This window comes from Heyndrickxia sporothermodurans (assembly GCF_003055045.1).
In the GTDB taxonomy this organism is placed as follows: domain Bacteria; phylum Bacillota; class Bacilli; order Bacillales; family Bacillaceae_C; genus Heyndrickxia; species Heyndrickxia sporothermodurans.
The window spans coordinates 40149-63372 of sequence record NZ_NAZB01000032.1 but is presented as its reverse complement, the minus strand read 5'-3'; the positions used below and the strand labels follow the sequence as shown (position 1 = coordinate 63372).

The following is a 23224-nucleotide window of genomic DNA, read 5'->3' as shown; positions in this document are numbered from 1 at the left end:
CTAGATAAAAAAAGCACGTATGGTAAAAAGAAAATGCATTAGCATCCTTCAAATTTCATCATGATTATACAAAAAACTAAGCAACTTTTATACTATTTAAAAAAAATAATTTTCCAGCTGGGTTCTGGTTCTGCTGCTTAAGGAAAAAAGCACAGGTTTTTATAATGGGTGAATGCATTATCATTTACTTATGGTACTGTTCAGACAGATATCAATAAATGAATTAAAAACGTTTAACTGTTTTTTCTCTTTTCTGTAAAGTAACTGACGATGAAAGTTTAAAGCTGTATCATTCAAAGGAACGGTTTTTAAAAACTGATCATTTTCCTCTACTGCAAATAAAGGTAAGAAACCAATTCCCCAATGGTTTTTTATCGCTTTTTTAATGGTTTCCACACTGCTAAGTTCCATGGATATATCATGAGAGATACTTTCTCCATTTAATTTTTCAAGTAAAAAAGCCCGATAAGTACATCCTTTTTCTGTTAGAATGAATGATTCATCCGTTAGATCTTTTATTTCTAGCTCACGTCTATTAGCAAATTTATGATCATGTGGAACAACAATACCCATAGGCTGTTTCTCTAAAAGAAGGTTTTCAACTTCAGGGATATAATAGGGAAAATCTAAAATAAGTCCAAAATCAATCTCCTTTTCTTTAATCATTTGTATAATATTTCTCTCATTGCTTGGAATAATTCGTATATGTACATCAGGATATAACTTCTTAAATTTGTCCAATATTTCAGGAAGAAAATAAAGAGCTACGGTCTCAATTGAACCTATGGTAAGGGTTTTAATTTCCTGATCTCCTATCGCAGAATGTGAATCCTGATATAAGGATAATATTTTTACAGCGTAATCATAAAGTAATTCCCCAGATGAAGTCGCCTTCATCTGTTTCCCTTTTCTTTCAAATAAACGAACTCCCCCATATAATTCTTCGAGTTTCTGAATATGATTGGTCACACTAGATTGAGCATAGTCTAAATCTATAGCTGCTCGAGAATAACTTCCACTCTTTAATACTTGAACGAACGTTTTTAAATATAAAAATTCGATAATATCCCCCTCCTATTATCAACATTAATGATACTTGATATCTATAATTATCTATAACTATGAATTAAAAAGCAATGTATGATTACCATATAGAAACAAAAATACATTTTGTAGAGGAGAATATTAAATGAATTTAAAACCAAGATTTGCTCTTTCATTAGAAATGGAACCTGCTAGTCCGGAAATAGCTTATTCACATTTTATGAACAAATTGACTTTTGAAACGGATGTAGCTGACTTGTCAATCGATTTAAGGAAAGGTTACGAGGGCATCATTGTGGTCGATGTAAGGGATTCAAAGTCGTACGAAGAGTGCCATATACCAGAAGCGGTATCTCTACCAAATAATAAAATTAATGAGAAAACCACAAATGGTCTATGTAAAGATAAGACCATCATAACTTATTGCTGGGGTCCAGCATGCAATGGAGCAACTAGAGCAGCGGCTAAGTTTGCTAAGTTAGGTTTTAGAGTGAAAGAGTTAATTGGAGGAATCGAATACTGGAGGAAGGAAGGAGGCGATGTGGTAGGAAGTGTAGCTGAAAATGCTCCTCTATATTGGAAAATGAAATAAAAGAAGGGTGTCGGGATCTTAGTTAATAACTTTGCAAAAATAACATAAGTCAATGTGGGTTTAAGGTTGTTGTATTCAGCATGATCGTATTAATCCGTTCAACTTTTTTCATACGGTTTTCTAAACAGTGTCACTTTTTGACATGATTTAGGGTTATCATATACATATCAAGTGAAGAACATGTGGTCAAGTACTTGGTGAAATGTAGATTCCTGTTGTTAGGAAATAAAAAGTGAAAAAAGGAGAGATGGAATTGTCCTATGTCGTTGATTTTAAAAATGTGTCTACGGTTGGTCTAGAGTCTTCGCCAGTAGCTGAAACGCTTGCTGGTTTACGTGCTAATGAAGCGCGATACTTTATGAACAAATACAAGCATGAATTTACGGTTGTCCCAGCTAGCGAAAGTCAGGAGACACTTGATTATGTAAACCGCATTTTGAAAGAACGTGATATTGAGTTTGCAGCCAAACCTTTAGAAACGTCGCGTTTTCAAGTGGAAAATATCAAAATTGCCTACGTCTTTTATGAAGATGGCCTTAGTGTCAACGTCATGTACACGATTGATGACCCTAAGAAGCGTGCCGTAGGTTTTAAGCTTTCTGAAGGAATGGAGGTACCAAAAGAGTTAGAAGGCAAGTTTAAGTTTGCTAGGCAGAAGTCTAAGTTAGCCGGAACCATCCGGGGCTCATTTTTTGTTATTAAAGGAGAATATTAAAGTAACAGAGAGCGTTTGTGGACGAATATAGCCATTTTTATATTTAAATAAACAACACAGCACCTCTCTATCAAATTAGAGGGATGCTGTTATTTTCTTAAATCTTTTAATTAGCTAGAACAATTCGGGGATTACTTTTTGTCATTAAATGAAAATATTAAAGTAAGCAAAGGTCCTCGTGGAGGAATTTAGCCATTTTTCATATTTTTAATAACAATTATTTTTATAGCAATTTAATCATCTATATTTTTTAATCTATCTACCTCATCAGTTAAACCTAATTTAATCATTTCATTAATGACCAATTCTTTTAATTCTATTTCATCCGAAATCAAGCAAGTAAATTGGGCATCTCGTATGAAAGCTAATTTACTTTCAGGTGTCGCAGAGTTGAAAAATTTTTCCATCTCGTTAAGGTTAATAATCATATCCTTTTCAATCTTGAAGATATTAAAGTTTCTATTAACATTTTCCAATGCTATTATTCCCAAACCATCAAGAGTTGGTAAAATTGTTTGCTTCTCTCTTTCTGTCTTTACTTTTCTTTCCACATAATGATACACATCATCTATAATTTCACATCCAATAGTGTTTATTACCTTCTCTACTACATAGTTAGTCCTTTTTACAAATTCCTCATTTTCAATTTCTTCTTGTTTAAGGTCTTTAATCAAGTTTAAATAATCTTCCTCTTCTTTAAAATAATTAAAGTTAGAAATAGCTCCTGCATCTTTCATTGTACAAATTAAACTAACAAACTCCCTTATATTCCTTGCAACAATCTTTATATGTGAACCAAAATCCATTGGACTAATACATACAACAAAGGCATCTTCTAAAGATGACACCGTTCCAAAGTCGGTTAACAAGCCAAAATGTATTCCATCACAACCTATACTTGCAAATGTAATTACGTCATAGGGAGTAACAAAATAAGAATAGTAATCGGAATGTAAAATAAGGCCCAAATCACTATCTAAAGAATATCCTTCTTCTTTTAAATGAACATCTAGTCTTTTTAACTTTTCAAATGTTAATGGCATTTGCTTATACTTGCCTAAATAGCTCATATTGTCCTCCCTTATTAATTCTATTTAATTAGGTTATCTATTAAATTTTAACATTTTTACTTTGTTAATAGTATTTTGGAAAACAATTGAAACATACACACAGTAAGTGCAAAAAAGATGGAAAAAGCTCACTTACTTATGATACGGTTCACCGTAATGTATCTAAATGAGGTTTTAAAACCTACATCAATGTTTTTATCCATTAAAACGTGCTTGCTTAAACTTCTCTATAATCTTGTAGAACTCTTCTTGGCTCATATTCACATACATTTCTTTCAAGCATACCTCTCTAAAGTATGTCACTCTTTTATATGATAACTTACATACTTTCATTATCTCCCATCTATGCATTCTTCTTATTCTCTTGTCTTTTGGTTCCTTAAAACTCATCATTATAAATAGCTCTTGGTATTTTGCTAAAACAGCATAACCGTATGCAATTGGAATAAAAAGTGCTGATAGGACTATAGGGATGAAAAATGTTATTAGTAAATCAACACTATTAAGAGTAACATAAGTAGCAACTGCTATTTTAATGGTTAATCCTAGAACTGCAAAACCTACAAATGACAAGATGAATGATAATAGTTTTTTTACCTTGTAGTACTCTTCTTTTGTATCTGCAACGGCATGTAACAAAAATAAAAGTGTTAGGAACGGTAGAAGTAACAATTCAACGAAAATGTTAAATGTAAAAGAGCTTAATAAAAACTCAACAATGACAATAAATTTTAAATTGTTCTTTAGTATACTTATGAAAAAATCATTGTTATTATTGTTTGTAATTGCACCAAAGCAAACTGGCACGCCAGTAATTGTTACCCAGAAGGCAATATCCTTTAAATACTTCCATTCCCAAAATGAGAATTTTGACGCTAATATTACCAAAATCATTGAATAAAGAATTATAATAATAAATGGAATAACTATTTGCTTAGCAGTTGCGGCTTGTATTACTTTAAATGCTGATGCTCTTATTGTGGGATTTAAGAAAATAAAAATAAGAATGACAATGAACCAGATTGCACTCGCAATTTCACGGCTAGAAAGTATATCAATCATATAGCTTTATATCCTTTGACTTTTTAACTTTTGTGAAGCTGATGAAGGTGAGCTGCTATATCCTTTACTAGAAGCCTCTTTCTTAGCATCTTCTAATACTTCATCAAAATCAATAGTATTTAATCTATCCAAGTTAATTCTCATTCTAACCAATGTACCTTTAATATCACAATCTTCAACAATTTCTTCAGAAAGACTATAAGTTATGCTTTTCTTCCCCGAAGCGATACTAAAGTAACCATTAGTTCTTTCAACAATTCTTCTTACCAGTGCAAGACCATACCCCGAGTTTTTATAATCTTCTGGGGCATAGGCATGATTTGATAACGCAGAAAGTCCAGGTATCATTGCTTTTCTAATAGCATCTTCATCAGTTGGCTGTCTAAACCAAGTCTCCTCGATATCGAAGGGAATAGTTTTTACTAATCCAAGACCTAAATCAGCAATCACTACTTCTACACTATTAGTAGTTGGGTATAATTGAGAGCCATAATAAAAGTGTGTTGTTTGTGAATGGTCAAAGATATTTCTAATCATTTCTCTAACAACAAATTCAAACAAGTCCATAACATTTTCATCACTATCTGTTCCGAGGTCCCTCAATATCTTCCTTACAATTTTACTTGCAATATCATCATAGTAGGTTTCGATTGTTTTGCCTTGGTCATGAAGTGAATCGAATAGTTCAGCTAAAACTACTTTTGTTGGTGCAATGTAATTAGTTCCTTGACTATACGAACGTGCATCTGAGAGTCCTAACTTTTGAAAAATCCCCATGGTTTCCCCATAAGAGATAGCATCCCTATTAATATTTTCTATTGGTTCCAATTCATATGGCACAGCATCTTCTCTTAATCTATCAATTGTAGAAAGCAGTATGATTGCTCCCGCTGGCTCAATAAAATTTAGTGAAGAAAATTGAAAAGTCAGACCCTCTGGCTCATCTGAGTAGTACTTTTTTTCATCAAGATGTTTTGTCATTCTCATCATGTTATCGTATTTCATATTAACTATACTTATCATAATATCCCCCAAATAAATCAAGCTGTTTATAATAAGAGTTGGATACCCCTACTAAGCCCTAAAAGTTTTTCTATATTGAATCTTCTATTATATTTATTACATGGCTAGCAAACTCTTCAGTTAATTGAATTTTATCAGCACCGAAATTTAAAGCTCCAAGTGTTTTTCCCTGATTATTTTTTGTGATTGGTAATTTTTCGTCGTATGATGCTTGAATAGTAGCGATGGTGTTATTAAACGTATTCCATCTTTCGCTATACTTTGGACAAAGATTTTTTGCTTTTACTTCCCAAGGCCATCTACTAGAGGTTCCATCCAAATAATAAGGACCTTCTATAACCTCAAAATAACCCAAGAGCTTAGCTGTTCCCACAGCATAACAAATTAGTATATCTCCTTCTCTTACAGCAGCAGGTTTCCTCTTAGAAAAGTGAAGCTCCTGTATACCTGTTGATAGTCTTCTATGTTCAGAAAAAGGCTCGTCCGATACACCTACAGGTTTAATAAAGTAACGCTTATCAGAAGTAACTGTATGCTTTTTTTTATTAAGGATATCGCTGACGGTTAAACTAATTTTTGGCTCTTTAGGCATGGGAGATGCTTGTGAAAAGGCATCTATCTTTTTTATTATTTCCTCTAACTCTTTATTGGATAACACTATGCTTTCAACACTGTTGACTTCACTAACCAATTTTAATAATTGACTATTGTCATCAATTAAAACTCCCCATTCATGATTAGTCTCTAATCCAGAGTTTGTGAAATTAGCAGACGTAATTATTCCTTGTAATGGTGCTCCTGAATTTAAGGATATATATATCTTTCCATGTAATTTATTGTCAACTTGGACGCTATAACTAATATTGTTCTTTTGACAATTCAAACAGAAGGAATATAATGAGTTAGATTTTTTAAATAAGTCAGGGTCATTGTCTTTTAAGGTAGTTGTCAGCGAAATATGTCTAATACCCGTTCCTTGTAATTGACTGAAAAAATTATCAAATGATTCCATTAGAAAAGGGCTTATTATCTTTAGCTCATTTGCATTTAAAAGGATATTTTTAATGTCACTATAATGGTTAGAATTAATGTTATTTAAAATTTTCATAATCTCCCTCACCTCACATAGACATGTAACAATTTACCTATTTTAGTATACATTATTTAATTTTGGCTATCTATGATTAGTAAGAGAGAACAGTTTTCTTTTACACTTTAAAATAATAATGTAATTGTATGTCTTCTAACTGAGAGATTCCAATTCTCAAACACAAAGAAGAATTTAATTGAATTTCTTCCACATATTCAAGTTCTAATCTATTTTGTAACAGTAAGTCTAATTCTTTAGAATCCTCAACTATTAATATTGCTTGATGATTTTCAAGAAGAAATTCTTCAATCCTTTCACCATTACTTAGATACTCGTATAAGTGAGAAAACTCACTGCTTAGGTACTTTAACAATTCATTTGGTATATCTCCTGCAAGGTTATTAAGGTCTGTCAAACATTGAATCCTTTTCATCAACGATAACTCCTTGAAGGATTCTGTATAAGCTCTGATACTAAACAAGCTACAATTCCAACCACTGTTCCCATTAAAAAGTATTGCATTACTATTCCCCCTTTATTTTTCAAAAAGTAGTGTTCTTTTTCACATAAACGTAAATAGATACGCCAAATGCCACGCCTGCTTTGAATAGGTCAATTGGTGTCATGAACTCACCTCCCTTGCTGTAAGATTAAACACGAAAAAAGAGACGACAGCTCTTACAGAGCAAACCTCTCTGACTTGTAAATGTATTGATTATTCTACCTTTCCGACTGCCATTTCTTCATACGAAGCTAATAGGCTTCACAAGTTCACCATCTTTCAGCAAACCAATTCCGATATCTTTCAAACCATGCTTATCCTGTAATAAGTACACAACGTTCGATGTACCACCATCGTAGAAGAATACCCAGCATGTTAGTTCTGGTTTGTTTTCATCTGGAATAGTAGCCTTAACCTTTTCGTTCCTTATGTCATCTACTGAAAGAGTTCTAACATCCGCTTTCCAGTCCTTCCAAGCTAAATGTGGGTGATGCTCCTCCATGTAATTCCTGAATACATTAATAATGCTCATAGGTAATTTGCTCCTTTTCATAGGTTGATTAAAATAGAAAAAGGGGGAGAGAACTCATCCGTAATAGATGAATCCTCTCCCCCTTTAAAGGTGAAGTGTTTTGCAACTTCTTTATTGAGCTGTATTTGTATCGTATCAATCTTTCGGTCCTCACTGATGGTGATTTGTCGGATGAGCAGATGCATCAGCCTTTTCCTTTGCTCTCTAGTCAATGACTCTTTATAGGCACTCTTGAAGTTCTGCATGACCTGTTTGACCATAGAAAAGTTTATGAGCTGCGTACCACCTTGCCCCATCTGCAATTCAATTGGTGATAGCCTCTCTTCAAGTCGTTCCTTTTCTTCATTCAAGGTGGATAATCGTTGAACAAGGTCCGCTTTTTGAATCAAATCATCTTCGTACAAACCAAGGACCTTCTCTTTCTTTTGTTGATTGGATTCTAGTGCCTTTTTCAAGGTCTCATATTCGTGTTGAAGTGGAGAAGAATCTCGTTCTTTCTTGTTATTAATCCGTTCAACAATTTGCTCTATAAGCGCATCACTTGTGGCTATGTTTGATAGCTTTTCAAGTACATAAGGGTCTGCATAATCCGTTCTTACTCCATTCGAGCGACAAACCGCTGAACCTTTGTTCTTCCAAGCTCCACATACATAATACTCCAGAACCTTTTTTGTTCCGTCTTTGAGTGTGTTCGTTGTCCTTCCAATCACCATTCCTGCCCCACACGCAGGACACTTCATAATACCAGTGAGCGGGAACTCGCCGTCATGTATTCGATTAGGCTTGCCGCTTCTGCTCGCCATGATATTTTTTGCTTTTTCCCATGTTTCTTCTGAAATGATGGCTTCGTGCTGCCCCTTTTCAATTACAGGGTTAGGATTAATATTGTTTCTTCTCTTCTCGTTCCAATCTCTCCGGACATTGTAGCGAATAAATCCTGCATACAGGGGATTGCTTAGAATCGTTTTTACCCCGTTGATGGAGAAGTCTTTGTTCTTTTTTGTCCGGTGTCCTTCATTGTTAAGTTTGTTTGCGATGGATTTGTAACCATTCCCCTCAACGTAAAGGTCAAATACCTTTCGAACCGTTTGAGCTTCTGTTGGGTTAATCACAAGGGTAGATAGCTTTCTTTTACGATTCTCCCCTGGAACGCTTACGACATCGTAACCAAGCACCTGACCGCCATTCCAAGAACCTTCCTTTGCTCGTGCCAACATCCCCATTTTTACGTTTTGAGCGATATTGTCTCGTTCAAATTCAGCAATGACTGCTAACATACGAAACTGCATTTTTCCAGCAGGAGTTGCTGTTTCATAGTTTTCAGTATATGAGCGAAAAACAATATTTTTCCCTTCAAGTTCTTCAACAATATTAAGCAAATCTTTCGTCTTTCGAGAAAAACGATTCACCTTCCAAACAAGCACTAATTCAAAGTCTTTACTATTAGCATCATGCAGTAGTTGCTGTAAAGCAGGTCTACCTTTAATATTTTTTCCACTTTTACCTCTGTCCACGTATTCCTTATGAACAACGTAACCTTCTCGCTTGCACATTTCTCTCAGAACTCGTACCTGTTCGTCAATACTGTATCCTTCTTCTGCCTGTTCCAACGTGGAGACTCGGGCATAGATAGCTGCTCTTTTCTGTGTTCCAGTTCGGCTAAATTGGTCAAGCTGGTCGTGTAGCTGTCTCGCTGAGTTCGGCATCATGTTCACCCCCTTTCTTGTTTTCATCTTCAATTAAACCTTCAATTAACCACCAAGCTACCTGCGACAAAGGAATTCCTTGCATGGCTGCTAATCTTAAGTGTCTCGTATTGAGTAATTTGCACATGTATTCAAACACCCTCAATCCTTCTTGTGTGGAAGTGTCGAAAGGTTCCGTTACTGAACAAATCTCCACACCATATCTTGCAAGCTCTCTTTCTATTTGTTGAAGCTCTTCCCCATCAGGAGAAAGTGTAAATACATCCCAAACAACAACTACCCCGAACAAGCCTTTAGCAGCATCCTCCAATATTCGCTTCAAAACGTTTCTTCTTTTCCCGTGAGATTCCGAGCTTGGTTCCCAGTAGACTCTACTGACTTGATATCCAGCCCGCTCACACTTGTCTTTTAAGACCTGGACGTCTCGATGAATTCTGTACCCCTCGGGTTGGGTCCACGATGTATTTCTTGTGTAAATTACTATCTTGTCTTGGTTCTGCTGTGCAGTTTCATCTCTACTTATCATTGGAATCTCCTCCTTTGGGGTGTTTTGTAAGGTATTCTGTGACCATTTCTGCTAACATGTCTAAAAGATTTTGATATTCGTAGATAGAACCTTCTTTTTCGTTCATGGCAAGCTCTCCTCGTCGTAGTAATAATATATATTTCATTTTGCATATGATTTTAGGAAAGGGGGAGGGGTGGGGAGTAAAATGGAAACTTTACATATTTATTGCTCCCTTTATCCTTTCCCTTACCAGAATTTTTGTTTTTGTACTCCCCCTCCCCCCTAAAACTGAATGATTTCTCCATTTAAGGCTAGGGTTGGAAGGTTTTCTAACCTCACAAATTCCATTCCTTCGAAATAAACTGTTCCCCTGACTTTCTTTGTCACAATTGGAATCCCCTCATTTGCAAGAACAATTTTGAAGTATCTCCAAAACTTTTGTCGGGATTTAGTTCCTTTGTCGTCAATCCCTTGCTCGTTCAACCACCGTAAATAAATATCATGAAAATCAGATTGCCTTATACGAGCACCTTCTTTGAGAACTATATGTTCAACGAAAAACTCCCTTACAGGATTCTGTTCTACATAATAAGTCCGCTGGCATTCTTCAATTACCTTACAGTGAGTAAATTGGTAGTTATTTTCTCTCAACCGTTTTAGCCCTATAATTGCCCAGTTCAATATCCCAGGTAATTCTACTAGTAATTTGTCAGTAAGTTCTTTGTCCTGTTCATCCGATTCAAATTTCTGGGGGAATGGGACAATTACCAACTTCCTAAAAAAGCCATGAGTCACATCCATTGAATCAGGTAGGGCATTAACAACAAAGACGAGTTTGCAATGTGGTTTATAGCTTATAGAGGGATGATATTTGATATTTATGGTAATGGTGTCACCACTCACAATGGCTTTAAAGTTCTCTGTCTTTAACGCATTACCACCCATTTCATTTTCAGCAGCAATATTTACTGATTTATTGACTAAACCTTCAAGACCGAACTGCTTGCCGAATTCAGCCAACGGTATGCTACTTACATTTTCTCCTCCCACCAACCGAGTAATTATGGAAACAAGGACACTCTTACCATTTCCACCGCTACCGTAAAAGAAGAATGCCTTTTCCGCTTTTGTTTCAGCTGATAAAAGGTAGCCTAAAATTTCCTGATGAACCCGAATGAGTTCTTCGTCATCTTTTGTAATCCCCTTTAGAAACTGCTCAAAGGTTGGAGCAACAGCTTTTGGTTCATATTCAATTGGCAATTGCACCGTTGATAAATAACTCGGGTGGTGGGGAAGTAGTTCAAATCTATCCAAACTCAACATCCCATTTTTCAGATTAATGAAGTTTCGCATGGTATTCATCTCATCCACTGTGTCTGCTTCTCGCAACAAAACTTTAACTACCTCTGCCTCCGCTTTACTATTCCAACTGTTCCAACGCCCTTCATGCATCAAGGTTCGAATTACTTTACCAAGTTCAACTTCTGATGGCTCTACGAAAACACCTTTCCTATGGTAAAGAAATAGACGTCCATCATTCGTTGATTGAACATGGCATCTCCGAACGAATTGCTTAGCAAAAACATTCGCATTAAAGGAATAGCTATTCTTCTTTTCATCGTAAATAAAGCCATGTTCTTCCGCTTTACTAATGTTTATCACCTGTTGCAGTTCCTCCAACAGTTCATCAGGAATCATTGCTTCCGTAATTTGTTCTGCTGATTCAAATATCTTTGCAGATTCATAGTTTGGCATACGAATAAAATCAAAGAGCAATGCCTTAAAATATTGAAGGCTTTCTGAACGGTCAATCATATACAAAGCCGTTACTAACATCGATAGCTGTTCCTTCATGTGAATACCTTCAAGTAGTTTTCTAATTCTTTCACTTCTTTCAAGCAATCTCACTTTATGAACCTTGTAAGGGGAAATGTAGTGGGATACTTCTTTCGTTAAAACTTCCTTTATCTGCTTCATAGGTACTTGCTCCTTTGCAACAGAAGGGGGTATCCCTTCTGTTATTATGTATTAGGGTTTTCAATGGTCAAAATCTCTATCTTTTCAAAAATATTACCGGCTTCCGAAGTCACATGATGAATTCTTGCTTGTCCAGTTAAACCTATCAAATGCCCCATCGTTATTCTTTGACCTTTGAATACCTGTTTGAAGGCTCCAAGAAACATCATAAGAGCGGATTGTTGATTGGATGAGATATTATAAGCTAGTGACAACTTCGTAACTTGTTCGGTAACTTCACTATAAAGGGAAAACGTAATCACATACTGGTCTTTCAAACCAAATTGAGTCACTACATTATCACGAACGTTAATTTCATCGATTCGGTACTCAAATAAGCCCTCATTGACTTTTGCCATCCGCTGCATTGAAACAGAGTCATCAACAAATGAGATGATTCTTTCCATTGCATCATTTCTTTGGGAAGCGTTTGAAAATGATTCAGAGAGTCTTTCATTCATATTCTCGGTATTAATAGTGTTTTGTTGGTTCATAGAAAGTTCTTCCTTTCCATTTTTGTTTGCTTCTTGTTCTAGTTCTTTGTTGTTATCTTCACTTGGTTTATTTATTACTGGGCGTCTTACTTTTTTGAGAGCCATTATGCAACCTCCCTATTTTCACTTAGATACAATTAATAATTTCAATAGACTCGTTATCTCTTAAGCCAAAGCAATTTGAGTTGAATTCTGGGAAAAAATTGACCATATCATTGCTGACACTTCTAACTGAATCCTCTGGGTCATCCCCAAAGTATCCATCTTGAATTAATAGACCTTGTATTGGAGCTTTGTTCAGAAACTCAGCAAATTCAAGTAGAAGTCCTACATACTGCCCTCGGTTCATGACCATCTGATAACCTTTCGTATACCAGTCGATTTCAATCATGTCATCATGAATAAAGATGCGGTTAGGACGTACACTCAAATTAGAAAGGTCTTTCACAAGTTTTTGTAGCAGTCGTTCTAACCCATCCCCGCAAGTTTCTCCAGGAATTTTTACACATGCCGGTAAACGGTAAATTGCATTGATTCCATCATAGTGGTCACTACGAACACCAGTTAAGCCTGCAACAGCAATTTGAAAGTTATTTTTGTAACGAAGCATTTTTCATTCCTCCAATCAATTTCGCTTGCAAAATGAATATAACCCATTTTATTCATACTTGTGAAGGTAAAAATGCTGATTTAAACGGAGTTGATTAAACCTTGTTATTCATATAGAATATAATTATTCATATTTTTATTCATTATTGTTGTGGAACAAGTTATATTTCAGACAAATACCATTAGTCATCTATCGTATGGAGCTTTATTCATTCAAAAGCAATAGGAGACTAATAAAAAATGCACAATTACCGTAAATGTGACAAATTTGTGAACAACCGACTTTTAGGGGGAAATATCATGGAAACTAATATTCATTCAAATAACAATGAACGCTTATCGGAAAAGAAAAAACGTCATCAAGCTATTCACCTTTTGTTAGGGGAAATGGATTTACGAACTCACGAGGACATTGTTCTTGAATTGCAGAATCAAGGGATTAAAACAAGCCAATCTACCGTACATCGTGATTTAGAGCATCTTGGTATCAAGAAAAACAATGATGGGTACTTTAAACCATCACATGATGTACAAAAAAAATTTCATCTTGATATCCTTTATGACCTACTAATAAGCAGTGATTCAAGTACATCTAGCAATGTCCAGACCTATTTCATCAAAACTGAAAAAGGAAAAGCACAGCAAATTGCCTTTCATCTTGAACAGGCATTTAATGACATCGTCTTAAAAACAATCATTGATTTAGACAGTGTTTTGGTTTTTGCAGATGGGGATGAAGCGACGGATGAATTTCTGGAGGTTTTTGAAGGAGAGGATGAATGAGGGTGGCTATTAAAGCCATTCCTTATTCATCCCTCCAATCAATAATCCTTGGGGAACAACATTGTTTGGTATCTTTCGTCATCTATAATCCAAACAGTAGTATTTTTAGCTCCTTTGACTTTGTTATTGATGATAACCTTTGTTTGTAGTGAAGGTACTTCTTGCCTATTCGTTATTGTTAAAGTTTCTTCACATACACTAATTTCAAAAACTTGCAGATAATCCATTTGCTCCTTTCGTTGTTCATTGATTTCATCGTAAAATTGCCACAAGACCACTTGTAATTCAATATCTAATTCTTCACTGATTGCCTTTGTCATATAGCGTGATTTGTTAGTCAAATTTCATCCTTCTCTCCCTGTCCAATCAATACATTTTCATACACTTTTTCTTCATCTTTCAAACAAACTAAAAAGAGTGGATTATTGGTCCTTGCTTCTAAGGCAATTCCAATAATCCACTCTGATTCTCCATTGTATAAATATGTGTGAAATGAAACCGGATTCGGTAATATTTGCAATACATCCTCTGAAATGAGTTCCTCGTCTAGTTCCTCATGATATAGAAGTACCGTTTCCTCACCTATCTCATTTAATTCAACTGCTACATCGAATTTCTCTTCCATAAAATTTATCAATTGCTCGATACCAAACATGGCTTGCTCCTTTCATATATAATATTATTAGCTCACCTTATAGCTATCGTCATACGATACTAATTTCCACTTATGTTTCAGTGCTGGATAGAGAGGATGGAAACCTTTCCGACCAAAATTCGCTTCTATTTGAAGAATGTTTGCCTTCCTGTCTAGCAAAATGGCTAAAATCATATTTAACCGTTCAACAGCTTTCTTATTTGTTTCTACTCCTTTTCCAACCGCAATTATGACATCATCTACTCTAGCAATAGCTTCTTGGATACATTTCAAATTTTCAGTAACAGACTCTTTCGTTTCATCTCCTTCAATAGACGGAAATAAGTTCACAATTTCTGCAACACCATATTCCAATTTAGAAAGGTTATTAGTGACGTACATCGTTGTTTGGTCTTGCACAATTTCATCTGCTTGACCTGCGTTTTTCATGATGACAAGTGCCTTTTTCTTGTTCTTGTCCCACTCTTTCCTAATAAGATACTTGTTTTTCATTTCGTCATCATAAGTGACTTCTGTTTTCATCATGCTTTTTGTTGTTCTCACTGCTTTTTACTCCTTTCAGATATGGCCTTTTTCTTTCAATGAAATGAATGTTTCATCCCCAACGATAATGTGGTCAAGGACGTCTATGCCTATGATTTTGCCAGCTTCCGCTAATCTCTTTGTAACCTCAATATCTTCTTTACTTGGTTCTGGCAGCCCTGATGGATGATTATGTCCAACAATTATTGACGCAGCATTACTTAAGATTGCTGACTTCATCACCTCCCTAGGATGTACTATGCTAGCATTTAAGCTTCCAATATGACAGACATTAATTGATACTGGTTGGTTCTTGGTATCTAGTGAAGCTACAATGAAATGCTCACGGTCTTTATCCGCAAGAAATAACTTCATTAGTTGATAACCATCTTCAGGCGACCGCACTGACCTTTCCTTGTAAAGTAAGCTTGATTCCTTTACTAATTTAAGTGATACAACATTAATTCTCTTTGCTGTTTTAATAACTTCACTTTTTTTCATATAAAAGCCTCCCAACAATAAAATAAACCCCAATCCCTTTAATAAGAAATTGAGGCTGTTTGTCATAATAATAATATATATTTAAAACCACTTTCATTTCGCTTTCGTTGATTTATAAAGTTCATTAATATCTTTAAAGTTCTTTATGTAATTTCTATTTACAATCTCCCATAGATATAGTGAGACTATTGTATTATATGGCGACCAAGTTTTCCAATAATGTTCCCAATCAATATCCTTACCTTCAATATTATATAACCATAAAATGGCGTTCCTTATACTTACATCACTATTAGACAATATATTTTCTCGTCCTAATGAGAAGATTAAGAACATTTCTGCCGTCCATATTCCAATTCCCTTGATTTGTATCAATGATTCTATCACCTTTGAATCATTTTCCAAACTAAGCTTTTCTAAATCAATATTTCCTGATAGTACGCTATTTGTTAATTCTCTTATATATGCAATTTTCTGATATGAAAGCCCGCATTGTCTTAACTCAATATCAGATTTTTCATTAATTATTTGGGGTGTTAACAAAAGACTATTATTTACCACCCTTGATATTATTGTATTTGCTGCCTTGAGTGACAATTGCTGCCCAATAATTCTTTTTACCAATGCATCATAATAATTTTCCTGAAGACTTAACTTGTAATTTCCTATTACTTCAATTAATTTGCACAATTCAGAATCTACATTACAAAGATGATTAGTATATTCATCACCTAAACAAATAATTAGCTCTTTACTCATATTTATCCCCCTTCATCGAAGAAGCTTATATAAGACATAAAACAAAGATAGTAAAATTTAAGCAGAATAGCAAATGTATTCAATTAAAAGGGGTATTTTTCCTAAAGTAGTAAACATTCTTATCAAAAGTTTTTTGGATTAACAATTTTAATTTTGTTAAAGAAAATAATATACCTAATTCAAAGCCCTAAATCTTTAATTAATAAATTTAAAATTTCACAGATAACTGTAAAAATGTAGTAATATAAATGAATAGACTAAAAATTTTATATTGCTATCAGGGGGAAACAAGAATGGAAGCGGCTAAATATGATGAATACCTGCTTACAGTTGCAGAAAAACTTAAATCTATTAAAAAAGATGCAGTGATTGCAACTAATAACTTTTGTAAAGAAAAAATCTTAACAAGGGGAGGAAGAGTTGGCAGTGGTATGGGAACACTATTGGAAGCATTATGGGGTTTCAATATGAATCAATTATTATTGGAAGACTCAGAGTGTGATTGCGAGATAGCATGGTTTCCAGATAATGATTATAATGATTTTGCATGTATTAAGAGAGATGCTCTTTGGGAGCCTAAAACCCAGAGAGGAGAACTATTTAGAATTGAGATAAAGTCAATGAACAAAAATGCTGATGAATCTAAGGGACACTTTGATGAAATAAAAGAAAATCTAGGTGAATTTGATTTATTAGTTGTATTGATTTGGAGCTGGGGGACTGAAGATGGTATACGTTCTTTTCCATATATAGAAGATTACTTTATCGGTAACGCATTAGATGTGGCATACCTAAGAGATAAGCTTCATATCTCAAGAGGAGGCTCATTTGTAGACTCTTCAAATTGTCCAGACGATTGTACTGCCTTAGGTGTTGAATGTAAACATCACGGTGAGCCTCTAAATGCGAGTGGTAATAGAGAAAGAATATCAGGTCCTAAGTCTTGCAAACCATCAGGAAGTTCTCACGCATCCAACTTTGGTGGGTTGGTAAGAATGCTTAAAACAAGTAATGATAACATGCGAAGTGTTTTTAGGGAGATTCGTGCTAAAAATCAAACAGCTCATGATTACATTTCATTCATACATAGAAACTATCCTAATGAAGAATATCATCAATATACGGCAAATGAATGGCAAACATTAGGAAGTTCCCTTGGTATATCTGTAAGCAAAAAGAAAGAAGAGGCTGTCCAAACAATCAGAGAAACCGTTACGGATTATAAGGAAGGGCTTCGTAATCTATTTGAATAAAACCAAAAGAGGAAAACTAGATGTTAAACATCAGCTTTCCTCTTTTAGCTTAATATTAAACTGTTATTTCTAAATTATGCCCACCCTCTATAGCACCTGATTCTAATGAATTTTCGACTGTTGATATCATCATTTCTGGCAGGGAGTTTAATTCTTTCTTTAAAGTTGCTATTCTTTTAATTTTATTTATAATAAATGTTTCAAAATGAGACTGTACCTCAAGTGGAGGCAACGGAACTTCAAGTTCCATTAAATCCTTTATACCAAGTCTTGGAAGAGCCGAACCCGTTTGCATGAATTTTACATAGTTTTGAATATAACTTGAAGATAAAACAGTTCTTAGATAATTTGGTAATACTTTGCTAGTGTCGGGTTGTAAAACATGAAACTCGCCTGAACAAATCCCTTCCTCTATTTCATAATTGGCTGTAGCTAAGTACACTTTATTTAAATATGGTCTTAATCTAGCATACAAAACATCACCTTCATGAAAAACCTTAGAAGTCGATTTAATTTCATTTCCTTTTTTGGGATTAAAATTTACTAATTCCCCTGTTTGAGGAGTTACATTTTCCAAACCAATATAGTTAAATGGTCTATCCGGAAATTCAAAAGGTTTAATATTTTCTTTCCTTTCTTTAACAAGTTCTTTTATTTTTATCATTTTATAAGGAGATTCCACTTGCTTATCAGTGGTAGTAAATAGTTCTACTTTCCATCTCCCATCTTGCTTTAAATCTTTAGAATTAACAACTTTTATCCACATGGTTACCATCCCTCCTCATTCAAAAATCTCACTAATTCTTCTTGGACTTCTTCTAATTCGCTTCCTTTTTTATCACGTCCAGCAGCATCATATCCTATATTGTTTATTTGAGCTAAACAGATATTATAATTTTCTTCAATAATTTCATTAACATCCCACTTGCGCAGAAATAAAATACTTGTTTTAATATTTGCCCCAAAAGGAGAAAAAGTCTCCACCGGCAGGCTAATTATTGCTCTTATCTTTGCATGTTTTTGCAGCCAATCACGAACATATTGTGTTCTTTTATTCGCTAAAATACCATCTGGAAGAACTATAGCCATTTTCCCACCTGGCCTTAAAAATTGTAAACATCTCTCCAGTCCAACTACTTCAAGAGGAACCGATTTAAATCCTTCAGTTAACTCAAAGTGACCAATCTGCATAAAAGCTTCTTTACCTAATAATGAGCCAAAAGGAGGATTAGTAAGTATAATATCAAAATATTCAGGTTTTAAATCAGTGTAATTTCTAAAATCTAGTAAAGAATCATAACATCTTATGTTAGTACTTCCATCACCATGGAGCATCAAGTCCGTCATAGCTACTCTTACCATTCGGTCGCTCTTCTCAATTCCATGGAGATTATTTGAGGAAAACTCTTTTAATAAAATCTCCAAATCATCTTTTTTATTATTAACAACGGAATTTTTAATATATTCAAGAGTTGTTAACAAAAAGTGACCTGAACCACAAAATGGGTCAAGCATTATTTCATTTTTTGTGGGTTGAACTATATTAACCATTAATTGAATAATTTGTAGTGGTGTAAAATATTGGCCCATACCTGCTCTAATTGTGGGACTCAAAACTTTTTGAAATGCTCTTCCCTTTATATCAACATCTGACCTAGTTAAGTTGAAATTCTGAAAGGTTTCTATTACCTTTGCTAAGGCAGCAGAAGATAGTTTTATTTCTGTATTAAATACTCCAACATACCCTAGATATTTTTTAGTTGATTCATTAGCTTTTTTATATAGGCCTCTAATATTTGCTGCTAATTCTTCATTACTCCCATATATAGTACGTTGCATCTTTATTGGTGCATCTATTAAAGTTTCATTTTCGTCGTAAATTTTGCAATAGATTACTTTACAGAGTTCATCTAATGCTTCATCCATATGAAGTCCATCTATATCCCTTATATGACTATGAGCTTCAAAAAAGACACTTTCTACTTTTTCTGATAATAACCTTTGTGTTTTTAATTCTTTATCTCCTACATACTCAATATTATTTATAATGACTTTTTTTTCATTATGTAGCTTGTAATTTTCAATATCTACAATGTAATCTTGTTGTTTAGAACTACTTTTTTTACTTACAACTTTTGTGCCTTCTTCAGAGCCATCTGTAACTATACCTATCCCAACAAAGTTTTTTTCTTCAAAAAAAGAAGATAGATTCTTTTCAGCACTTTCAATATCACCAGGTACTGCAATAGAGACTATGATAAACGGTAGTCCATCTTCTGTATTAATTGTAAAACCATAAAAATCTTTTTCATTTATTAGCAACGTTCGTTCTTTAAGCCAGTCCATTGGATAATTATATCTTTCTATAAGTTCATTAAATATCCAATCTCTTACATCAGCTTTTTGAATAGTTTGCCCTTCATTTTCAGCCCTATTAGAAACCATAGCCCTAATTTTCATAATGTCCCTCCAAATTTATCGCTAAATAGAAGATATAATAAAAACGACAAGCTGTCAATTATTAAATTGACAGCTTGTCGTTAAAAAACCTCATTTACTTATGGTACGGTTCCCCCCGAATAATCCGAAACGCCCGATACACCTGCTCCACCAACACCAACCTCATCAACTGATGCGGAAATGTCATCTTCGAAAATGATAGGCTTTCGTTCGCACGCTTCATAACTCCATCACTCAACCCTAATGATCCGCCAATAACAAAAGCAATTTTACTTTTTCCGTATGTACCGAGTTTGTCGATGCCGTCGGCAAGTTCTTCGGAGGTTTTCATTTTTCCTTGGATGGCGAGGGCGATGACGTGGGCATCTGGGTGGATTTTTGCGAGGATGCGTTCACCTTCTTTTTGTTTGACTTGTTCCATTTCTGTTTCGCTTAGGATTTCTGGTGCTTTTTCGTCAGGGACTTCGATGATTTCTACTTTGGCGTAGGCTGTTAGTCTTTTTAAGTATTCATCGATTCCTTGCTTTAAGTATTTTTCTTTGAGTTTTCCGACGGTGATGATTGAGATATTCACAGTTTACCCCCACTATATGAACAGATTACAAACACAATATCCACAATAGTTATCCACATATCCACAAAAACTATCCACATTTTGTGTGGGAATATTAGTTCCCTACCATATATACTGCAGGAAGATTGCAGTATTCACAGGTTGTGGATAATGATTCGTCTTCTTTCAGTTTTTTAAAAATAGGTGCTAATGCATTTTCATAAATCGCTTGATCTAAGGCGATTTCAACATGCTCTTCGCATACATAAGCCTTCATAAAAAAACCAACCTTTCACTGCATTTTTATCGAACACTTATTGTCCAAATGCTATTTTACCATTAATTTTTCCATTTTCATAAAAAGGTTTTTATAGTTATTATTAATTAAATTCCCTGTAGGGTATGCGTGAAGCGATTTCTATACGAAGTATAACTAGCTGAACGCATACCCTACAGGACTTTAACAGAAACAATATTTTTTCACAAATACTGTGCTAATAACATTCATAGTTATCCACACAAAAACGGGAAGCGACATACGCTCCCCGTTTTTACAATTATCCACATTGTGAATTATAATCTTGATTCATTTGTTAATTTCAATGTTGCTTCTTTTTCTTTTCCTTGACGATAAAATTTTACTTTCATTGAATCGCCTGGTTTTTTATTAGTGTATAAATATTTTCTTAGCTCTAAGATGTTATTTACTTTATGACCATCTAATTCGAAAATTACATCCATTTCTTGCATGCCTGCCTTTGCAGCTGGAGATCCAGGAGAGACGCTTTCAATCATGATGCCTTGTGTTACACCTTTTGGAAGTCGTAATGTTTCTTGTTGATGGTAGGCTGGGACATCACTGACATTTTGAAGTGTTACACCCATTGCTGGACGTCTAATTTTTCCATACTTCTCTAAATCGTTTATTACTGGTTCTGCAGATTTAATTGGAATGGAAAAACCGATTCCTTCGACAGCTTCTTGAGCAATTTTCATTGAATTAATTCCAACGACTTGACCAGAAACGTTTATTAGTGCACCACCGCTGTTACCAGGGTTAATGGCAGCATCTGTTTGTAATACTTCTGCTTCCCAATCCTCAAGTCCGTCATTATTTAAATCCATAGGTACCGTCCGATTGACCCCAGAGACAATTCCTTGTGTGACGGAGCCGGCAAAGTTTTCGCCAAGTGGATTTCCAATTGCGATGACTGGTTCACCAAGTTTCAACTTATCAGAATCCCCAAACTGAGCAACAGTAGTTACATCTTTACCATCCACTTCAACTACCGCTAAATCTGTCCAAACATCACTACCTAATAATCTTGCCGATAATTTTTTTCCATCGTAAAGTGTGACTTCAAGTTGATCAGCGCCTTCAACAACGTGATTATTAGTTACGATAAATGCTTTTCCATTTGCTTTTTTATAAATTACACCTGAGCCCGAGCCTGTTTCATGTTCGCTTTTCCCTTGCCCTTGCTGTGACCAAAAGCCTTGTGATTGGATATTAGCAATCCCGACAACAGCCTTTTCGGCTTTTTGAACCGCTTTCGTTACATCTGTCGTCACATCTAAAGAAACTGATTTGCCTGTAATATTATTTTGGCTATTTTGTGCATTTTCAACTGATGTTTGTTGATCAGAGGAACGATTGAATACATTACCGAGTGAAGGGAAGGCAATCATTACAAGTAATGCTCCAATAATTACACCGACTAGACCAGAAATAAAGGATCCGCCTTTCGACCGCTTTGGTCGTTGATAGCGATCATTATCATTATCATCATAATAACCCACGTTTACCCATCCTTTCTTTCGTCAAAAACTATCTATATTTTAGTTTACCTTCTATATGCCCTTATTATAATCAGCAATTATTAAAATATCATTAAACAGAATTAAGAAATTTCTTTTTAATCAATTTCCAATGCAAAAAGGGCAAAAATCCTTTATGTAAAGAACCTTTACCCTATTTTTTATACTGCAGTCAGTGGAGTTGGAATTTTTGGATCGGTATCAAATAAATCAAATTGGTGACCAATTCCCATTCCACGTGCTTCCAACGTCTGAGCAACACTCATTCTCGCTAAATCTTTCATATTATTATCAAGACTTAAATGGGCAAGGTAAATTCGCTTCGTAGCATCACCGATTACTTCACTCATTGCGATTGCTGCGTCCTCATTCGATACATGTCCGACATCACTTAGAATACGTCGTTTAATACTCCAAGGATATTTACCCATACGCAGCATTTGGACATCATGATTGCTTTCAAAAATAAATACATCCGCATTTGAAATGGTGCCTTTCATTCGATCACTGACATATCCTGTATCAGTAATTACGACAAGCTTTTTTGATCCATTTCTAAACACATAAAACATCGGTTCGGCGGCATCGTGAGAAACGCCAAACGATTCAATATCAAGCGAACCAAAGGTTTTGACTGTTTCCATATCAAATGTAAACTTTTGCTCGACTGGGATAACACCAATGAGATTATCCATCGCTTTCCACGTTTTTTCATTTGCGTAGATCGGTAATTTATATTTACGTGCTAGAATTCCAACACCTTTAATATGGTCACTATGTTCATGGGTAACAAGAATTCCGTCTAAGTTTTCCGGTTTGCGATCAATTTTTTGAAACAAGGCTTCCATTTGTTTGCCGCTAAATCCAGCATCGACTAAAAATGAATGATTTTCTGTTTCAACATATGTCGCATTTCCTGTACTTCCACTGGCAAGTACACTAAAATGCAATGACATT

At 34.8% G+C, this 23224-nt stretch carries 27 protein-coding genes; 4 read left to right on the top strand and 23 right to left on the bottom strand.

What is annotated here, in order from left to right; translation table 11 throughout:
- Positions 1 to 180 precede the first annotated feature (180 nt).
- Positions 181 to 1062: a LysR family transcriptional regulator gene (locus tag B5V89_RS14180; protein WP_066230810.1), complete on the bottom strand. Its 882-nt coding sequence runs from the start codon at positions 1060 to 1062 to the stop codon at positions 181 to 183.
- Between the two features lie 127 nt (positions 1063 to 1189).
- Between B5V89_RS14180 and B5V89_RS14175 the strand changes: the two genes are divergently transcribed.
- Both B5V89_RS14175 and B5V89_RS14170 read left to right on the top strand, forming a co-directional pair.
- Positions 1190 to 1636, top strand: coding sequence for a rhodanese-like domain-containing protein (locus B5V89_RS14175; protein WP_066230813.1), 447 nt, complete (start codon positions 1190 to 1192; stop codon positions 1634 to 1636).
- 253 nt (positions 1637 to 1889) lie between these two features.
- Positions 1890 to 2351: a phage tail protein gene (locus tag B5V89_RS14170; protein WP_066230938.1), complete on the top strand. Its 462-nt coding sequence runs from the start codon at positions 1890 to 1892 to the stop codon at positions 2349 to 2351.
- 233 nt (positions 2352 to 2584) lie between these two features.
- Here B5V89_RS14170 and B5V89_RS14165 read toward each other — a convergent pair whose 3' ends face one another.
- The 11 genes from B5V89_RS14165 to B5V89_RS14115 all read right to left on the bottom strand — a co-directional run bounded on the left by B5V89_RS14165 (position 2585) and on the right by B5V89_RS14115 (position 12964).
- Positions 2585 to 3421, bottom strand: a complete 837-nt coding sequence (locus B5V89_RS14165) for a hypothetical protein (protein ID WP_108072546.1) — start codon at positions 3419 to 3421, stop codon at positions 2585 to 2587.
- A 195-nt stretch (positions 3422 to 3616) separates the two neighbouring features.
- Complete coding sequence (locus B5V89_RS14160; protein ID WP_108072544.1) at positions 3617 to 4483, bottom strand: hypothetical protein; 867 nt, start codon at positions 4481 to 4483, stop codon at positions 3617 to 3619.
- Positions 4484 to 4489: 6 nt separating this feature from the next.
- Positions 4490 to 5506: an ATP-binding protein gene (locus tag B5V89_RS14155; protein WP_061797204.1), complete on the bottom strand. Its 1017-nt coding sequence runs from the start codon at positions 5504 to 5506 to the stop codon at positions 4490 to 4492.
- A gap of 70 nt (positions 5507 to 5576) precedes the next feature.
- Complete coding sequence (locus B5V89_RS14150; protein WP_061797206.1) at positions 5577 to 6614, bottom strand: restriction endonuclease PLD domain-containing protein; 1038 nt, start codon at positions 6612 to 6614, stop codon at positions 5577 to 5579.
- A gap of 100 nt (positions 6615 to 6714) precedes the next feature.
- Positions 6715 to 7029: a hypothetical protein gene (locus B5V89_RS14145; protein ID WP_043858381.1), complete on the bottom strand. Its 315-nt coding sequence runs from the start codon at positions 7027 to 7029 to the stop codon at positions 6715 to 6717.
- A gap of 310 nt (positions 7030 to 7339) precedes the next feature.
- Complete coding sequence (locus B5V89_RS14140; RefSeq protein ID WP_108072542.1) at positions 7340 to 7630, bottom strand: hypothetical protein; 291 nt, start codon at positions 7628 to 7630, stop codon at positions 7340 to 7342.
- A 17-nt stretch (positions 7631 to 7647) separates the two neighbouring features.
- Positions 7648 to 9336: a recombinase family protein gene (locus B5V89_RS14135; protein ID WP_108072540.1), complete on the bottom strand. Its 1689-nt coding sequence runs from the start codon at positions 9334 to 9336 to the stop codon at positions 7648 to 7650.
- Complete coding sequence (locus B5V89_RS14130) at positions 9299 to 9862, bottom strand: recombinase family protein (protein ID WP_061793161.1); 564 nt, start codon at positions 9860 to 9862, stop codon at positions 9299 to 9301. Before B5V89_RS14130 ends, B5V89_RS14135 begins: the two co-directional genes overlap by 38 nt.
- Before the next feature lie 264 nt (positions 9863 to 10126).
- Complete coding sequence (locus B5V89_RS14125) at positions 10127 to 11821, bottom strand: DNA primase family protein (RefSeq protein WP_108072538.1); 1695 nt, start codon at positions 11819 to 11821, stop codon at positions 10127 to 10129.
- Positions 11822 to 11865: 44 nt separating this feature from the next.
- Entirely contained in the window at positions 11866 to 12459 is a 594-nt protein-coding gene (locus B5V89_RS14120) for a hypothetical protein (RefSeq protein WP_061797220.1), read from the bottom strand.
- A gap of 22 nt (positions 12460 to 12481) precedes the next feature.
- On the bottom strand, positions 12482 to 12964 hold the full coding sequence (locus tag B5V89_RS14115) for a hypothetical protein (RefSeq protein ID WP_048559395.1): 483 nt from the start codon (positions 12962 to 12964) through the stop codon (positions 12482 to 12484).
- A 299-nt stretch (positions 12965 to 13263) separates the two neighbouring features.
- On the opposite strand from B5V89_RS14115, the gene B5V89_RS14110 reads away from it, so the two are divergent.
- Positions 13264 to 13746 (top strand): arginine repressor, encoded by a 483-nt coding sequence (locus B5V89_RS14110; protein ID WP_069297343.1) that lies wholly within the window; start codon positions 13264 to 13266, stop codon positions 13744 to 13746.
- Between the two features lie 38 nt (positions 13747 to 13784).
- Here B5V89_RS14110 and B5V89_RS14105 read toward each other — a convergent pair whose 3' ends face one another.
- From B5V89_RS14105 to B5V89_RS14085, 5 genes are all read right to left on the bottom strand, one after another.
- Entirely contained in the window at positions 13785 to 14087 is a 303-nt protein-coding gene (locus B5V89_RS14105; protein ID WP_069297342.1) for a DUF960 family protein, read from the bottom strand.
- The gene (locus B5V89_RS14100) at positions 14084 to 14401 is read right to left on the bottom strand and encodes a hypothetical protein (RefSeq protein WP_061793155.1); all 318 of its coding nucleotides are present in this window, start codon (positions 14399 to 14401) and stop codon (positions 14084 to 14086) included. Before B5V89_RS14100 ends, B5V89_RS14105 begins: the two co-directional genes overlap by 4 nt.
- A 27-nt stretch (positions 14402 to 14428) precedes the next feature.
- Entirely contained in the window at positions 14429 to 14944 is a 516-nt protein-coding gene (locus tag B5V89_RS14095; protein WP_108072536.1) for a DUF1643 domain-containing protein, read from the bottom strand.
- A gap of 15 nt (positions 14945 to 14959) precedes the next feature.
- A complete protein-coding gene (gene radC, locus B5V89_RS14090; protein ID WP_108072534.1) occupies positions 14960 to 15424 on the bottom strand; it encodes a RadC family protein in 465 nt (154 codons plus the stop codon).
- A gap of 93 nt (positions 15425 to 15517) precedes the next feature.
- Complete coding sequence (locus B5V89_RS14085) at positions 15518 to 16183, bottom strand: DNA-3-methyladenine glycosylase family protein (protein ID WP_108072532.1); 666 nt, start codon at positions 16181 to 16183, stop codon at positions 15518 to 15520.
- 293 nt (positions 16184 to 16476) lie between these two features.
- On the opposite strand from B5V89_RS14085, the gene B5V89_RS14080 reads away from it, so the two are divergent.
- A complete protein-coding gene (locus B5V89_RS14080) occupies positions 16477 to 17436 on the top strand; it encodes a hypothetical protein (protein WP_108072530.1) in 960 nt (319 codons plus the stop codon).
- A 55-nt stretch (positions 17437 to 17491) separates the two neighbouring features.
- Here B5V89_RS14080 and B5V89_RS14075 read toward each other — a convergent pair whose 3' ends face one another.
- The 6 genes from B5V89_RS14075 to B5V89_RS14050 all read right to left on the bottom strand — a co-directional run bounded on the left by B5V89_RS14075 (position 17492) and on the right by B5V89_RS14050 (position 23223).
- Positions 17492 to 18202 (bottom strand): restriction endonuclease subunit S, encoded by a 711-nt coding sequence (locus tag B5V89_RS14075; protein WP_181294677.1) that lies wholly within the window; start codon positions 18200 to 18202, stop codon positions 17492 to 17494.
- 2 nt (positions 18203 to 18204) lie between these two features.
- On the bottom strand, positions 18205 to 19896 hold the full coding sequence (locus B5V89_RS14070; protein WP_108072527.1) for an HsdM family class I SAM-dependent methyltransferase: 1692 nt from the start codon (positions 19894 to 19896) through the stop codon (positions 18205 to 18207).
- A 94-nt stretch (positions 19897 to 19990) separates the two neighbouring features.
- Positions 19991 to 20470, bottom strand: a complete 480-nt coding sequence (rlmH, locus tag B5V89_RS14065) for a 23S rRNA (pseudouridine(1915)-N(3))-methyltransferase RlmH (protein WP_066230880.1) — start codon at positions 20468 to 20470, stop codon at positions 19991 to 19993.
- 94 nt (positions 20471 to 20564) lie between these two features.
- Positions 20565 to 20726 (bottom strand): CxxH/CxxC protein, encoded by a 162-nt coding sequence (locus B5V89_RS14060; protein ID WP_107920287.1) that lies wholly within the window; start codon positions 20724 to 20726, stop codon positions 20565 to 20567.
- A 296-nt stretch (positions 20727 to 21022) separates the two neighbouring features.
- Complete coding sequence (locus B5V89_RS14055; RefSeq protein ID WP_244913502.1) at positions 21023 to 22249, bottom strand: S1C family serine protease; 1227 nt, start codon at positions 22247 to 22249, stop codon at positions 21023 to 21025.
- Between the two features lie 179 nt (positions 22250 to 22428).
- Positions 22429 to 23223, bottom strand: a complete 795-nt coding sequence (locus tag B5V89_RS14050) for an MBL fold metallo-hydrolase (protein WP_108072525.1) — start codon at positions 23221 to 23223, stop codon at positions 22429 to 22431.
- Position 23224 lies beyond the last annotated feature (1 nt).